Annotated in this window: 13 protein-coding genes; 3 read left to right on the top strand and 10 right to left on the bottom strand. The window is 42.7% G+C overall.

The genetic code is table 11. The features are described 5' to 3' along the window. Positions 1-852 precede the first annotated feature (852 nt). From OJ16_RS10130 to OJ16_RS20055, 7 genes are all read right to left on the bottom strand, one after another. Positions 853-1,689, bottom strand: a complete 837-nt coding sequence (locus OJ16_RS10130) for a hypothetical protein (protein WP_040990034.1) — start codon at positions 1,687-1,689, stop codon at positions 853-855. 201 nt (positions 1,690-1,890) lie between these two features. After that, entirely contained in the window at positions 1,891-3,345 is a 1,455-nt protein-coding gene (locus OJ16_RS10135; RefSeq protein WP_040990036.1) for a hypothetical protein, read from the bottom strand. Positions 3,346-3,363: 18 nt separating this feature from the next. Next, entirely contained in the window at positions 3,364-4,221 is an 858-nt protein-coding gene (locus tag OJ16_RS10140) for a DNA polymerase (protein ID WP_052810397.1), read from the bottom strand. 210 nt (positions 4,222-4,431) lie between these two features. Beyond that, the gene (locus tag OJ16_RS10145) at positions 4,432-5,187 is read right to left on the bottom strand and encodes a hypothetical protein (protein WP_040990038.1); all 756 of its coding nucleotides are present in this window, start codon (positions 5,185-5,187) and stop codon (positions 4,432-4,434) included. A 363-nt stretch (positions 5,188-5,550) separates the two neighbouring features. Further along, positions 5,551-6,801 (bottom strand): hypothetical protein, encoded by a 1,251-nt coding sequence (locus OJ16_RS10155; RefSeq protein WP_236688458.1) that lies wholly within the window; start codon positions 6,799-6,801, stop codon positions 5,551-5,553. A gap of 104 nt (positions 6,802-6,905) precedes the next feature. Continuing rightward, positions 6,906-7,109, bottom strand: a complete 204-nt coding sequence (locus tag OJ16_RS10160) for a hypothetical protein (RefSeq protein ID WP_236688459.1) — start codon at positions 7,107-7,109, stop codon at positions 6,906-6,908. Positions 7,110-7,192: 83 nt separating this feature from the next. Then, positions 7,193-7,330, bottom strand: coding sequence for a hypothetical protein (locus OJ16_RS20055; RefSeq protein ID WP_160117736.1), 138 nt, complete (start codon positions 7,328-7,330; stop codon positions 7,193-7,195). A gap of 385 nt (positions 7,331-7,715) precedes the next feature. On the opposite strand from OJ16_RS20055, the gene OJ16_RS10165 reads away from it, so the two are divergent. Next, complete coding sequence (locus OJ16_RS10165; protein ID WP_040990228.1) at positions 7,716-8,573, top strand: helix-turn-helix transcriptional regulator; 858 nt, start codon at positions 7,716-7,718, stop codon at positions 8,571-8,573. Between the two features lie 10 nt (positions 8,574-8,583). Here the strand turns inward: OJ16_RS10165 and OJ16_RS10170 are convergent, their stop codons facing one another. Both OJ16_RS10170 and OJ16_RS10175 read right to left on the bottom strand, forming a co-directional pair. Continuing rightward, positions 8,584-9,009 (bottom strand): DUF2787 domain-containing protein, encoded by a 426-nt coding sequence (locus tag OJ16_RS10170; RefSeq protein ID WP_236688716.1) that lies wholly within the window; start codon positions 9,007-9,009, stop codon positions 8,584-8,586. 30 nt (positions 9,010-9,039) lie between these two features. Next, positions 9,040-9,516 carry a hypothetical protein gene (locus tag OJ16_RS10175; RefSeq protein ID WP_040990044.1) on the bottom strand — a complete coding sequence of 159 codons (477 nt, stop codon included), beginning with the start codon at positions 9,514-9,516 and terminating at the stop codon, positions 9,040-9,042. A 921-nt stretch (positions 9,517-10,437) separates the two neighbouring features. Here OJ16_RS10175 and OJ16_RS10180 point away from each other — a divergent pair. Together OJ16_RS10180 and OJ16_RS10185 are read left to right on the top strand one after the other, a co-directional pair. Then, positions 10,438-12,087, top strand: coding sequence for a hypothetical protein (locus OJ16_RS10180; RefSeq protein WP_040990046.1), 1,650 nt, complete (start codon positions 10,438-10,440; stop codon positions 12,085-12,087). Between the two features lie 228 nt (positions 12,088-12,315). Continuing rightward, positions 12,316-13,440: a GGDEF domain-containing protein gene (locus OJ16_RS10185; RefSeq protein WP_040990048.1), complete on the top strand. Its 1,125-nt coding sequence runs from the start codon at positions 12,316-12,318 to the stop codon at positions 13,438-13,440. A gap of 48 nt (positions 13,441-13,488) precedes the next feature. Here OJ16_RS10185 and OJ16_RS10190 read toward each other — a convergent pair whose 3' ends face one another. Next, positions 13,489-15,183, bottom strand: coding sequence for a sigma 54-interacting transcriptional regulator (locus OJ16_RS10190; protein ID WP_040990050.1), 1,695 nt, complete (start codon positions 15,181-15,183; stop codon positions 13,489-13,491). Positions 15,184-15,192: the final 9 nt, after the last annotated feature.

Below are 15,192 nucleotides of genomic sequence, written 5' to 3' on the forward strand. Positions count from 1 at the left end.
GTTACGGTTCCAACTCTATCTGCATTTCTCAGGGTAATTTCATCTGATACCAGTCAACCGACTCAACACCCTAGTTCATAGCAGAATCGCACTACAGCCAGTTAGGGCAGAGTTATCGCTGATTCTAGTATGAATATCAGTCTAGCGATTAGCGACTGGTTCTAGCCCTGAGAGTGAGGCTGAGGTGGTTCTAGGTGAATGGCTTTACGATAAAACAGACCAATTACCCTGATATGGTAATTGGTCATTAGAATGCTGTTTTCCCCTGAACTGTCAGCTTCATTAGCTTTTGGATCATGGGTGGTCATTCCCTCACTGAACTCGGTATCTAAATCATTTATATATTAATAACTGGACCTAGTGGACAGGAATGTTGGTTATATTTTTGTTGGTTCAGGCGGCGAGTTTTTCTGTGGTCCGGGAATGGTGTTAGATTGCATCAATGGGCCTAGGTTACACTCAGACAGATGAATGAGGGTTCTGTTGGCGGGATTCAGCTTGAGATTGGAAATGTGGTTCTGTAGTGACTACGTGGAGAGGTTCGGTTAAGCCGATGAACTAGAACTAACAGGAAGTCATTGCGGACCGGATATAGACCGGACTAGAAAAGATAAAGGCGCATGAATTTCTCCATACGCCTTATCAAGAATTGGTGGCCCCTATGTGACTTGAACACATGACCAATCGATTATGAGCGAAGTCCCGAACCCATACGCCGTGGAATCAACATAGCAACGCTGCCCCGAATCACCCTGCCAAATTGCATAACCCTATACCCTGCAAGATTTCTGCTGACGTTGCCGACGGATTTCTACGACGACGCCGACGAGGAAATTGGGGGAATGAGTTAGTCTAAGGTTGCTCACACTCGTACCTTTCCCCCCAAACGTCCCACCCTTTCTTACGTAAATTCTGTCGACCAACTTTAACTTTTTCTGCTGTAAAGAGTCCCTCAGGGGGAAGATCTAACCCAATATTAATTGCCGATGCTACTGATGAATCTCTAAGCTTAAATGACTTAGGTAAACCATCAATACCCATTTTTCTGGTCTGCAAATCAGAGAAAAACAAGATTAGAGTATCTAGGTCCGAAGAGCGTTTCTGATTAATTAACAAGTGTAACGGAAGTTCAGAAGTTTCGATTTCAGCATCAAAAAACCTGTTCCTTAGCTCTTCAACAAAATCAAGTGTTGTTGGCCAATATCTTGAATCAAAAGATAAAAGTGGTTGAAAAGATTCTCGTAGATACAAATTAAACCGTGAATGATGTTGGCTAGAGCTATTCAGAATATCAGCCAGATCGGTATCAACATATGAGTACCAACGTGACCCCTCATTCAACTCCATTCTTTCTTCTAGAAGTAGAGCAAGTCTTCGTGCAGCATCAAAAATATCTTGATTAGATTCAACAAACTTTTGATAGTCGGTTCTAATTTTAGCTGCTTGATTTGGGTGCCAGAAAAAGTTCGCATCAACCAATATTTCCAGAATCAACCTCTTTTGGTCGTCATCAAGTTGATTGTGAACATCTTCAAAAAAGTCATTCAATTCACCAGAACGCTCAATAGATCTCTCATATAGTGGAGTAAGACTCCCCCAAATATTTTTATCCAAATTGTACTCTAAGTCCTTTTTCAGCCAATCAAGGCAGGCTTGAGCACTTAATGTTAATTTGTTCTTCGTTTGCATATAAGTCCTGTATTCGTTAGGTTATTACAGCAATCTTACCGACCGAAAGAGCGTAACTCGGTATTTGAAAATCTTTTTTTATCTCAGTTATAAATACCTTGTCGTCGACGTACCTGTCCAACTCCACCCCGTTAACGGCAACACCAAAACGAAAAAAAATCCGATATCAATGACCAAGGCCACCAATACCGGATGTGATAGTTAAACTAATAGCTTATCAGACACCATAATGTAACGCTCTGCATCACGACCAAATTTGAAGTAAATACCATTAGCATTCAAGCTCGATTCTTGCCCTTTGAGCTTCGCTGTTAACGCCGCTGCACCTTTTGGTAAGTACATACTATCTTCATGTAATTGCAGATTGCTTAAAAGCTGAGATGGCGTAAATTTCTTCACTTTCCCACTGGTCATCTGCTTGAGCAATTTTTGCAATGCTATCGTCAAACTATCATCTGCCGTTCCCGATGCCATCAATGATTTCACATTAAGTTGATATGCTTTTTGTAACTTGCCGCCCTCAACTCCCCATACTTTCTCTAGCGCACCAATCCATTTAGAAAAATCCATCATGCGAGCTTGATGTACCACTACTACATCAGGCAGAGCAGCAAGCCCCTTAGAAGCTAACGTTAACAACGCACCAAATATTTCTGGCATTGCCTCTGCTAGCTCTTCTTTTAGCACTAACTCTTCACGACGCTCCCCATCTTTCATCGGATTAAGGCATACTCGTAAGCAGCGAGAAGCCAAATCCGATTCCTGCACAAAATCATGAATACCGTTGAGAACCAATGGGCTATGTAACTCCATCACGGTTAGATCAGAGGTGGTGTACAGGGTACGCTTAGCGGTAATACCTTTCGTTGCCGTCGTACATAACAAATCACTTTGCGATTTTTTCAGCGTACGGAGATTATCAAAAACGGCCAAAAACATACCGTTAATTGTAATAATAAAGTCTTCCTGTTTATTGGGAAATGCCAATAGTGGCATCGCACTTGGGTCTAGTAATCCACGAAGAATGTTATTACAAAAGAAGCTCTTTCCTGCTCCTTTCTCACCTTGGATCATCAAAATTGGATAAGGTACTCCTTTCTCTTTTGGATGTGCCATAAGGTAAGTCATGTACGCAACCAGTAAGAAAAATGTACTATCATCAGTATTGATAAATTTCCTTAACTTTTTTAATGGGGTGACGGTGTTTTCACAAGGTAGCTTTGGCATCACCATTGGTAATTGGAAATTAGGGCGAGAAAAGTACAGAGCATCATTGTATGCCGGAATTGATTCCAACACTTCTACACCTTCCGCACTCAGTTGAGCAACACTGCCATTCATCAAATCGATAGTAACGCTCTCTTTGTTTACCGTTCCGTACCGGATTTGTGGTTTGATTAAAGGTTGCTCGTAGTCCCATGCTATCGCCTCTACTTCATCGCAAGCCTCTTTGACAGAATGGCTACCAACAAGACGAAACTCAGCACGTTTAGCATATTTACGTAATAACTGCTTCCCCTTATCTGATTCTAGAGGCACAGCCAATTTCACCTCTGGTAAATGTTCAACTAAATATGTCTTACGGGTTTCATCCTGCTTAACAATTTTCGAATTAAATTGACCTAAAAATTCACTTATTGCACTTTTCTCTGCCATTTTTGCCTCTCCTTAAAATTATTTTTCTTTTGATGGCACCTGCATTTCAACAGCTACCTTTAATGGAAAACCATTCAATACGTCGACGGCGGCGTCGGTTAGTGCTTGAATGGCTTTATTGAGTTGAATTTGATAATTATCGTTCTCTAGCCTGACCAAAAATGAGTCATGGTTAGTCAATAGAAGTGGTATTTCTGCGAGATCTAGGTTGATACATGCTCGGCGCATGATGTCTGCTCCTGTCGCTTGAATTTTCCAATTACGCAGTGATAACTCGCTATCAAGATCCGAAATGGTATGTTGCCAATCGAGAGAGCGAGCAACACCGCTTGCTCTGATTTCGCTAGCACTTTGGTTTAGATACTGTTCTATCGGATAGATGAATTGAGAAAGCTCAGTCAACCAAGTCCTAGCTTGATAATTTGATACTTTCAATTGTTCAGATAACGTCTTGACCCCGATGCCATATAAGTGACCAATCATTAGCCCCTTACATTGCTCACGAGTTACCTTGTCTTGAAAACGTAGAGCGAGTTGCTCGTATATGTCGCCCTGACCATACCAATCAATAAGGATCTGACAATTCGACATGTAAGCCGCAATCATGGGCTCTTGCTGTTGGTAATCTAAAAGGGCATAGACACTGCCCTTAGGAGGGTTGAGCACTGACTTCCAGTATTCTTTCGGCACCTGATTCAGAGCAGCACCTAGAGTATGATCTCGCCCTGTTTTCGAATGAAATGCTGACACGTAGGGAAAGTGCCAATACCCGTGCTGATCTATAACTAAATCATCAACTATTCGCTTGTATTGACCTGCAACAAACTGACTCGTACCCGACACTTTTTTCGAGTAACTCTCTATGCGCTTTTTCATCGCAGGAAAGTCAACCCGAATCTGTTCCCTCCTTTCTAAATGAGTTACGTGCCGTACAATTCTTCTGGCAATATCTATCGGTATTTTCTGCCTCGACGTTTTCGCCTGTTCGATTAAATGGGCTGGTAACAATCCATTCTTCGAGTGATAGCTAAGCTGCCGACTCAAAGTGTGTGAGTGTTTACCTAGCCCATATCGAACAAGAGCTATTCACTTCGCCTGTTGCTCTGGAATATCATCAAAGTCGAATGAAAAGTCATCTTCATCGTCGAGCTTTATGTCATCCACATCCCATTCATCTGACTCCGACAATGAAATAGGTTTTGGTTTTTCAATCTCGTCATTATGGGATGTTTCAACTTCAACATTCTTCTCATCTACCTGTTTCTTGTCGTCGACGCCGTCAGGAGTCTCGACATATTCTCCCTCACCCTCTAACAGCTGTTTAGCCATGTAATGCTCCAACGAATCAATGAAATAGTCCCCACCAAACGCTTGCTCTAATGACTCCTCGACTAACACCATATCAATCTCAAATGGAGCAATATCATGTTCAATAGAGAACCCATATACGCTTGCTTCTTTATCGCGCTTCACCGACACCACCTTTCCATCATTACTAGCTTGAATGAGTTCTAGTTTTGAACGGTTCCAAGTGTTCGTTGGCTTATGGCTCAGAATGGCAAACCGAATTTCATCTTTCTGTGTTTGAAGTACATGCATCATTTTTGATGAAACCTTGTTCTTCGGTAGAGATTGAGCAACATCAGCATCAACAAGAAATGTCTCCTTAAAACCAGTGTCTGCATCCATATTCTCGATAACTAGCACAGGCATCCAATCTGATTTAGCCATAAATGGCACACCATCTGAGGGCATCATTGTCGCCAGTGCATTAAATGGAATGTCTTTTTTAAACTCTTTCGCACGTTGCTTCTGCTTATTCAATTTTTCTAATAAAGTCATTGTTTGATCCTCTTAATGTTGTTTTCATTACTGCTGGATTCAGCATCGCAATGGACCGCTTTAAAACGATCCATTAAGTTACAAAATCCATAGAGAATCTTTGCTTTCCAAATTGTTAAAGAGCTTGAAAGGGCCTGCCCTCTCATTGATGCTGATTCTGAGTCATTGCCATGCGAATTAATTTCCACACTGCTCGTGATTGCTAAATCAATGCGAAATACCAACACTGCGCTGCTCGTTAGCCTCGGAATGGATTAAACCAGTATCTATGGCTGCTGAATTTCCATAGTGGTGGTGAAAGGTGAAAAAATTGGAGGTAAAAAAAAAGAGAAGCTTCAATGCTTCTCTTTTGGGGGGATTGGTTTACTGCTTTCGGTCTTGCTCTTGCCTATATCCTTTACTGCTCTTGTTAAACAACGTATCAGAGATATAACCAAATGGACCCTTGTAGTTTTTCCATTTGCTGAATTCAGTATTTAAGCTCTTTGCCCTACGAGCATGTAACTGCTCCATTGATGGCTTGACGCCGTCGTCAGTTAATTTCTCTTTATCGTCATTCAGATAGAAGAACCGATCTTCTTGAGCAATATGCTGCGCTGCTTTACTGGCTGAAATATCCTTATATTTTAGCCATGAGTACAACCATGCATTGATGAACAACCAACGATAGCTGACTCGTATGTCTTCAGCCTTGTATCCGCCATGCAACCTTGTGTAAATGAATGCATTGGGGCTTTTCAGCTCGACGTCTCTTGAAATTTTCTTTCCACCATATCTATGCTCTTGCTCTAACCTCTCGGAACACTTGGCTAGTTCATAACAAAGCACCAAATCAACGTAACGTTTTGTGTTAATCTTTATCGGCTCATATTGATTTAAACAGTAGGTAGCATATTCACTAATATAGCCGCGAATATGTTGTTCTACGCGCTCTTGATACATCTGCAATAATGAACTGGCAAGTAAGGCATATCGTTGATTGACCCTTAGCTCTGATAGCTTTTGATGGTTGCTACAACACTGTCTTGCCAACAACTCCAACTGTTGAGAGACATAAGTGCAAGTCTCTACAATTTTCAATAGACACTCGTTCGAAATCATCGCCCCTTTTTTATTATCTCTCGCTGCCAAGACTTCTTTGAGCCATTCGTCCCAAGCGTAGCAGCAATGATCTACAAGTTCGCAAAGCTCTTTTGATATCGTTGTTAACTGATTATCAGTTGGATGCTGAAATACCTGCCCATTGGCCTCAACTTGCAAAATACTTCGAATACGTACATCACCTTTTTCATCTTTGACCAATTGCTGTACAGGTCGCTCTAGTAAGCTCAGACATTCCCAGTAATAGTCCTCTACCTCATCAAGTCCGAACAGATTCATGGCAAAAATGCTATAGGGATTATCACTTCCAGGTAAATCATCAATACCTATGGCTTTCTTGTAAAAAAAAGAACGTTCGTAGCTTGGTTGGCCTTTCCGTCTCATCTCTTTAAAACTAGGATGATGCTCCGCTATGTGCATTTCAAAAGTAAGTAGATCATAATCTGATTCTGAAATCTTGAATGGTTGCCTTGCCATATTGACTTGTTTTTTTCCATAAAATATTTGTACCACATTATCTTATGTTCTCGTGTCGTCGTCGACGAAATACCTCACCGACGACGCCGTCAACAATTAGTAAAAAAGTAGAGAATGATTATCCCCTACTTTTTCATTACTCAATCGACCTTACCGAACACGGCCCCAATAAGACCTGCCACAACAACGCACACTGGCGTACCTAAAGGATGGGGGATTTTAGAACCAATCATGGCACCGATGACACAGCCCCGTTTAGCTCCCTCTACGCTAAATTCTATTTCATACTTATGCTGTCTTCTCTCCATCGGGTCGTAGACCGAAAATGCATTACTTTTCATCATGTATTGTCCTATATTGCAGATATGAAAAAGGGCGATACCACTGCTGATATCGCCCTAGGACATATTCAAATTATCAAGATAACTTAGTCGTCATCATCGTCAGCCATGAAGTCGCCACCTAGCCAACCATCATCGCCCGGTTCCATATCGAAGTCCCGACTGAAACCAGAATCTTCTGTACCATCATCATAATCGCCTTGGTCTTCCGTCCAACCGCCCATAGTTGCCTTCAATTACTCTAAAACTATCAACACTTCTTACAGTAGTTCTGGGTGACTTGCTTACATGAATTACACACCCATTTCCCACAACGACTGCACGAAGTTCCGCCCATTACGTCTGTCTTTTTAGAACATTTACTACAAGTCCAACGTTTCATCATTTTCATGCTTCCTTATTAAATTCAGTTGCATTGCAACACTGGTGAGATTATTTACCGACATACGGACAGCTTGTGTCCTCTCATTCGGTAATTTTGTTTAAGTTGAGAAAACCTAGAAGCGATAAGGCTTATAAAACCTATGCCAGTTCTAGGTGCTTAACGTTTTCATTCATTTAAAAATCAAACGGACGCAACCTGTCCAAGCCGACCGTTACGATGTAGAAATGAGTGATAAGAGTGAAAAGTTAGCCTTTCGATTAAGTGACATCCTGACCCGTTTATTCATGGGTGAGGTGCTTTCTATCGAGCAGCTAATGAGGGATTATCAGGTCAGCGAAAAGACCCTACGTCGTGACTTCAATGAAAGACTCATCAAAGCCCCAATTACGAAGTGTGAAGATGGCTATCGCCTTGCACCAGTCAGCCGAGTGACCATCCCGAATATTCAAAAGATAATGAGCGAATCGGGGCTATCGGCAATGGTTCCTAGCGGGATCTCATTCAGTAGCGCATATCAAAACCTCCTATTTAAAAACCCACGAACGGAGAATACTGAATCGCTTGATGTGATGTTTAGAACCCTGTCTGATGCCATCACCTCACAGTTCATCATTGACCTTGCTTACCAAGGACAAGTCATCGAATCCGTTCACCCATACAGACTCGTCAATGACAGAGGTCTCTGGTACTTAGCCGCTACCCACTCAGGCATCCTTTATTCGTACAGATTGAGCAAGATTTCGCAGATTTACCGTCGTGAGGATAAATATAAACCTAGCCCAAAAGTGCGTGAGTCCATCAACAGTCAGGGCATGGAATGGCTAACCGCAGAAAAGGCAGATGTGTTATTACAGGTTGACGCTGATATAGCGGAGTATTTTCTTGATGGTATGACGCTGCCTAATCAGCAGATATTAAAACAACTTGAAGACGGGAGTTTGCTCATCAGCTCTCGTGTTACCAAACTTGGTGATGTGATACCGACTCTCAAGGCTTGGATGCCTAAAGTAGAAGTGCTCTCCCCTGTGAGTTTAAAGCTAGAGCTAATACGTGAACTCAATGCCTCACTGGAAAGGCTATGAAGTAGTAAATCTAATCAATCGTAATTGTTATCTCATCATAAACATCCATATGTAGGTACGTCATAAAGTTCAGTTCCCACATCTGGTAGAAGTCTATAACGTTCGTGTCACTAATAGGTTGAGGTGGCATGTAAAGAAATGCCGCTTCTCCGTTGGCAAAATCAAAATCGACCTCTTTAACCAGTTCAGGATATGGATAGCCTACGTAACTAAAGTCCGTAATGTAACTAAAGTGCCACCGTTCTTGATGTTGCTCGATACGAATTTCAACCGGATGCCAGCCACCATCTTCTGCACTGTAACTAGCGTCGCGAAAGTTGTATGTTAGAGCTCTGGTTGATGCTGTAGGTAGGTCATGTTGATTGGCGATTTGTTCTAGCTTACCTTGTAAATCTGTCGTAACTGGTAGTAATAATTTTTCCGTCGTAAATATCATTTTCATATCAAGTGCCCTTTAAATTAGTCTTTATTTCGCCTTATTTGTGCTCTCAATCAACGACAATAAAGCATTTTTATTCTCTTGGTATTTGTCCGATACCACATGTAGATATATAGACGCTCCTGATCTCGTAGCTAGACCAAGACCACGCACTATGGCAGCGCAGAATCCTTGATTGTTCGCTGAGCCTTTTTCATACAATTCTTTATACAACTGGCTTTTCCATGGCTTATCACCTTGAGACTCTATTAGTGCTAGTAGCTGAGATAATTTGATCCAGTGTTTAGAGTGCAATCCTGCCCCACCAGATTGCCCTGCAATACGAAAATAAAGTTGTTGGTCTTTACTGTTCTGAGCAATTTCATAAATCACCGTCCCTGTGGCTCTAACTCCTAACTTGGGAACTTCACCTGATTTCAACACGTTAGAAAATGGATTGTCTGCTGAGGGATTATCTTTGTTATCTATCTGAGTGTTTTGCTCATTTATTTTTGGCTTCTTCATAGCAATTCCTTGAACTTAATTAGTTAGAAACAAGAAAGCCCCTCACCAGTCACATCTAGCAAAGGGCCTTACAATTCAATAATATAAGTTCATATCAACACTTGTTACGCTTAGGAATTTTTCCTGTCTTTTCCGGTCCCACTCCGGTCTTTCTGACAACCCCAACCCAACGTATTCCCCCATTTCCTCGTCGGCGTCGTCGTAGAAATCCGTCGGCAACGTCAGCAGAAACCTTGCAGGGTATAGGGTTATGCAATTTGGCAGGGTGATTCGGGGCAGCGTTGCTATGTTGATTCCACGGCGTATGGGTTCGGGACTTCGCTCATAATCGATTGGTCCCCAGTTCAAGTCTGGGAGGGGCCACCAAATTTAGAAAGGCTCGTAGAGAAATCTACGAGCCTTTTGCTTTTCTAGTCCGGCCCATATCCGGCCCCCTCCCCTAGCAACAGTCCTTTCCGGTAAGATCTGATTCATCAACCCAATCGAATCTCGCCATCTAGTCATCACGCAGCCACATTTCCAATCTCAAGCCAATATCCGCCAACAGAATCCTCATTCGTCTACCTGAGAGCTATCTGAGCCCATTGATACCACTTATCCGCCTGAACCAACAAAAATATAACCCACATTCCTATCCACTAGGTCCAGTAATTAATACATAGATGATTTGGATACCGAGTTCAGTGAGGAAATGACCACCCATGATCCAAACGCTACTGAAGCTGACCGTTCAGGGAAAACTGCACTCTAATGAGCAATTGTTTTGATATGAGGTATTCCAGCTGATACCATCCGTTTTTATCTTTTAACTCAACGCCTTAAGATTGTGATGGTAGTAAAATGATTTGTTCTAATTGTGAGAGTTCTCGATTTATATCTGATTTATTTTGTCCACACTGCGGCAATCAACATGAATCAAAAATGACGATTAAGCAATGTCATGAAATTAATACTGACATTGCCAACATTCATCAGGAATTGCCTGATGCAGAAGTGTTCACTGGTGTACTCACCGATACGCATCACTACAAACGAACCCTTAGCAATAGCTCCAACAAAAAAGAAGTAGGCTGCTGGTGGATCACCCTAGATGATGGGGAAACAAAGCGCCAAATTACGATTAATTCAGAAAACCAGTTTCTTGATAGTTTAAACAAAGGCGATGTAGTGACCATCTATCGCCCAACACCTGCACTGAAAACTTACAATATTAGCGGTAAAAAAGACCAAAACACGGTCACCAACAACGACTGGGCCCCAGGTGTTGTATTGCATAACGATAAAGGCCAGCAATCAAGTCTCGATAGAATTTACAACCCAACGCCGACAGATTTAGGTAATTGCATCAAGGGGGCGTTGTTCTTAAGTGTCATTCTTACTTGGGCACTCATGGCTTATACCGATGCGCTTTTTATTAATTCGCTTGAAAGTTTCGCCGTGGTGACAGGTATTATCTGTATTGTACTTACCATCCTGTTTAACCAAAAAGGCTCTCGCCGATATAAACGTGAGAAGCAGCATTACCAAACGATCAAACAACACCTAAATCATATACTCAACTGCAATATTCTTGACCTGCAGGCGAAGCGGATTAAGCGTCTATATGAAGAAGATGACGCAATTTGCGACGAATGCAATACACGCATCCCTTTGTTATCGAACCACTGCTTTAAGTGCGGTAGTAAAAACGGTGAACCTGCCGCCCTTCCTGAAATAGAGGAAGAAAGCATGTCGTTTGGCGGAATTGTAGACGCGACAGCGCCTGAGTGTATAAAAACCAGCATGGTCAGCACCACGACTGATGACATTGCCATTCCGAAACCTTCAATTTCCGCACGTCAACGCATGAAAGATGAAGTGGAAGCCATCACGTATTCTCAGTCCATAGATTACACTCACAAATACGCCGTTGGTGAAGCGAAAGGATCGTTATCTGGTCAGATTATTTTCGGCACGATCATTGAACGTGATTTAAATTCTAGCGTAAAAAGCTGGACTGAAGAGCAAGTGGAGACGACGACTTATCGAAACGGTTATGGCCAAGAACATAGTAAGTCTTCAGTAATAAGCCGCGTAAATCACCGCCGATCCAATTTGAATGGCTACCTTGTCATCCGAACACTTGATGGAGAGGTCTATACTTACAATCCGGGCAGTATCAAGCTCGGAGCATCTGACATTGGTGATCACGTTCTGATTGGTTTGTCTGAAGCTAAGTTTACTGACAATACGTCATACAGTTACCAACAATACTACTTCAATCTATCCAAAGATGCGCTTTGGACCAACGAATGTATCACCTTGCTGGAGAAGGTGGGGACAACAAAATTACTCAATTGGTTGCTCGTTATTGCTGCTACAGGTCTAGGAATTTACTTCTCAACAACATACCAAGACGAGATGATGTTTATTCCTTTAGTTATGATTGGTGGCGTATTCATGCTGATGTTCAAAGCCGTCTCCGCTGGACGTGCTAATAAAAAGCCGCGTCAGGAGCTCGCGAATGCTCTGCATGACAAACTGAGCATCGCCCGCCGAGAGCGTGAAAAATGGTTGTCGTGGTTGGGATGATTATATAAGCCCTTTTACCATTGGTTTGTTAAAAATCTGGAGGCCTCTCCAGATTTAGAAAGGCTCGTAGAGAAATCTACGAGCCTTTTGCTTTTCTTACTGAGCTAAAACCCATCATTAGTAACACCTCTTGGCTCAACCTCAAATTAAGCAACTAAGTCACTTTTTATTTAGCACGTCGGCAAGTAAAATCCGCGCTGGTTAAAAAAGATATAAGCTGTCGTGATTATGCCAAATAGCGAAATCGTTGTTTTTCCTTGGAACAAAAACTTTGAAACTGGAATCGACAACATTGATTCCCAACATAAAACGCTGTTTCAACTCGTCAATAAACTCGCAAACTCTTTAGTGCATGAAAATCGTATTGAAGTCGCGGAAGTCTTTGATGAGCTCGCCAACTATGCGACTTATCATTTCATCGAAGAAGAGCAAGTATGGGCAGAATACTTTCAGCACGATAGCTGGATGGCCTCGCACACCGCAACGCATGAATCCTTCTTGCCTGATATTGAAAAGATCAAACTCAATGCCGTCACCAGTAGCTGGCAAGATACCATTGAGAATGTACTGCAGTTTCTTATCCGTTGGCTCGCTCTGCATATTCTCGATGATGACAAAAAGATGAGTTTGGTGATTCGCGAGCTTAACGATGACATCGATTTGAACGAAGCCAAAAAACGCGCGAAAAAACAAATGCGTGGTTCTGTCGGTGTGTTGATTGATACCGTGTTAACCATGTACGACGAACTGTCTTCACATGCGATTGAACTGATCCGAGAAAAACACCGCCGCATCATTGCAGAAAAAGAACTGACCGCTCTCAATCAGAAACTGCAACAACTGGCGAGCATTGATGAACTGTCCGGTTTATTTAACCGACGTCATTTCATGAGCGTGATTCAGGCACAAATTCAAGCCGCTAAGCGTGAACAATACCCACTCAGTTTTATTTCGCTAGATTTAGACTTATTCAAATCGCTCAATGATTCGCTTGGCCACCTTAAGGGTGATGAAGCGATTCAATCGGTCGGTGACACATTATCTAAGCTCAGTTGTGCTTTTCGTATGGGGGGAGAAGAGTTTTTGGTCGTCACTAGCAATAGCCATCACCAGCAAAGCATTGACCTTGCCGAGTTAATTCGTCACAGCGTCGCGACCATTACGCTATCGAACCAAGAGAAAAAACAATCTCATCAACTCACGTGTTCAATTGGTGTTTTCTGCCATACGCCACAACACGATGAAGACTTTTTATTCTTCTTAAGCAAGGTGGATGGCGCGCTATATCAAGCGAAAAACACCGGCCGCAATAATGTTATTTCCGCCAACAAACAAGCATTATGCTGCGAATAAGCCTGTGTAAAACAATGAAGGCCAACCAGCGTTGACCTTCGTTTAACCTTACAATGCGTACTTCACGATCTTACGTCTGAGTGTGGAAAGGCTAATCCCGAGTTGCTTAGCCACATCGACATACTGCCTATTGAGCACCGCAAGCGCATTGGCGATTTCGCGTTTTTCGATGTCATCTAAAGGTTGTATCGACGTCGCAACAATCGACATTGCTTCAACCGAAGAGGCATCCAGTAGCATGCTATCTCGGTGAAGGAATGTATGCTCAATCCATTTCGCTAATTCAGAGATATTTCCCGCCCAAGCTCGATTACGCGCATGCTCCAAAAGCAGAGCCAATAAATTTTCATCAATCGCGTCTCGTCTTCCGTACAACTCGCTTAATTTGCGCTCCACAATCATAGGAATGTCTTCCGTTCGATTTTGTAGATTCGGCAAAGACAGCGAAGCCCCCGTCAGGTAATAGTACAACGATGGGCAAAAACGTCGCTCATGTACCAAATCCTCTAACCGTTTAATGGAGCTGGTGATTAAGCGGAAATTAAGATTCACAGACTCATTGGTATTAATGTCAAAGAGCGTTTTTGTGAGGATAATATGCGTCAACGCCGCTTGTAAGACGCCTGGCAGAAGATCGATTCTCTCAATATACAAGGTGCCGCCATTCGCCATTTCAAATTTAGATTTCGCCCCTTCGCCATCATCCGAGCCAAGCAGCAACGTCGAGAGATCTTCTTTTTTGACGGAGTGTAGGTTAACAGCGATAAAGGGCCCTTCACTGTAGCGCTCACAAGAGTCATGAATGGTCAGTGCTAAGCTACGCTTACCGGTTCCCTCTTCGCCCATAATATAAATGGGTGAGGTATTCTTTATCGACTCTTTCGCCGCCGCGATGACACGCTGCATCGCAGGAGACTCGGTAGAGTAACGATCCAAGGTGAACGCTAAACGGTGATTCTTATCTTGTGCCGACGCCGCCATTTCTATCGGCGCGAAATCCACGATACGGTGTTGATGATCGATGGCGTGCGTGAACAATTTGTATTGTTGCAGCCGACCGAGAAAATCAAAATCAACGTTGTCACCATCGATATCGGAGCCTTCACTGATCAGGTATTTAATCTTGGGTGGGAACAAAAATAGCTCAAACAGATTCGCATTTATCACATCGTCTGAACGGGTTTGAAACTGCTCAAAGAAGGCAGGACTGCCATGCACAATGCTCCCCTCATGGTCGACCATAAGAAAGCAGGCTTTACGTGAATCAATATATTGGCGATTAAATACATCTTGTTGTTGCTGAAAACGATGCTGACTCATCTCTAACAGATAATCGGCCATCGTCGCCAATGTCACATCGGCATTTTTCAACGCACCGACATCCGTATGGATGTAAGTTACGTACCCCAGCACTCCCATGCGTGAATCGGTGATCGGCACGCTCATGACCGATAAGCTCTGCTTGCCACCAACACGCAACGGAAAGACTTCTTGAAGACCCAGAATTTCCGGTGGCCAATAGTTACCAATTACGTGCTTTTGAGATTCCAGCAACGCTTTCAGTATTTTATTTCCGCTTAGCGACAAACACACAAATTCATGACTAAACAGCAGGAATACGCCTTCGATTCCCATCGGTAAGGCACCAATCTTTGCCATGATTCGAGAATAGTCTTGAATCAGACCAGGAGACTTAATCCCTTCTAGTCGAGCATCTTTGATACCGTAATGTAATGCGACCATCCTAATATC

Source organism: Vibrio renipiscarius, from assembly GCF_000827885.1.
In the GTDB taxonomy this organism is placed as follows: Bacteria; Pseudomonadota; Gammaproteobacteria; order Enterobacterales; family Vibrionaceae; genus Vibrio; species Vibrio renipiscarius.

Excerpts from the sequence above, each read along its gene's own strand:
- OJ16_RS10130 (WP_040990034.1), bottom strand. The coding sequence starts at position 1,689 with ATGCAAACGAAGAACAAATTAACATTAAGTGCTCAAGCCTGCCTTGAT.
- OJ16_RS10135 (WP_040990036.1), bottom strand. The coding sequence starts at position 3,345 with ATGGCAGAGAAAAGTGCAATAAGTGAATTTTTAGGTCAATTTAATTCG.
- OJ16_RS10140 (WP_052810397.1), bottom strand. The coding sequence starts at position 4,221 with ATGAAAAAGCGCATAGAGAGTTACTCGAAAAAAGTGTCGGGTACGAGT.
- OJ16_RS10145 (WP_040990038.1), bottom strand. The coding sequence starts at position 5,187 with ATGACTTTATTAGAAAAATTGAATAAGCAGAAGCAACGTGCGAAAGAG.
- OJ16_RS10160 (WP_236688459.1), bottom strand. The coding sequence starts at position 7,109 with ATGATGAAAAGTAATGCATTTTCGGTCTACGACCCGATGGAGAGAAGA.
- OJ16_RS20055 (WP_160117736.1), bottom strand. The coding sequence starts at position 7,330 with ATGGGCGGTTGGACGGAAGACCAAGGCGATTATGATGATGGTACAGAA.
- OJ16_RS10165 (WP_040990228.1), top strand. The coding sequence starts at position 7,716 with ATGAGTGATAAGAGTGAAAAGTTAGCCTTTCGATTAAGTGACATCCTG.
- OJ16_RS10170 (WP_236688716.1), bottom strand. The coding sequence starts at position 9,009 with ATGATATTTACGACGGAAAAATTATTACTACCAGTTACGACAGATTTA.
- OJ16_RS10175 (WP_040990044.1), bottom strand. The coding sequence starts at position 9,516 with ATGAAGAAGCCAAAAATAAATGAGCAAAACACTCAGATAGATAACAAA.
- OJ16_RS10180 (WP_040990046.1), top strand. The coding sequence starts at position 10,438 with ATGACGATTAAGCAATGTCATGAAATTAATACTGACATTGCCAACATT.
- OJ16_RS10185 (WP_040990048.1), top strand. The coding sequence starts at position 12,316 with ATGCCAAATAGCGAAATCGTTGTTTTTCCTTGGAACAAAAACTTTGAA.
- OJ16_RS10190 (WP_040990050.1), bottom strand. The coding sequence starts at position 15,183 with ATGGTCGCATTACATTACGGTATCAAAGATGCTCGACTAGAAGGGATT.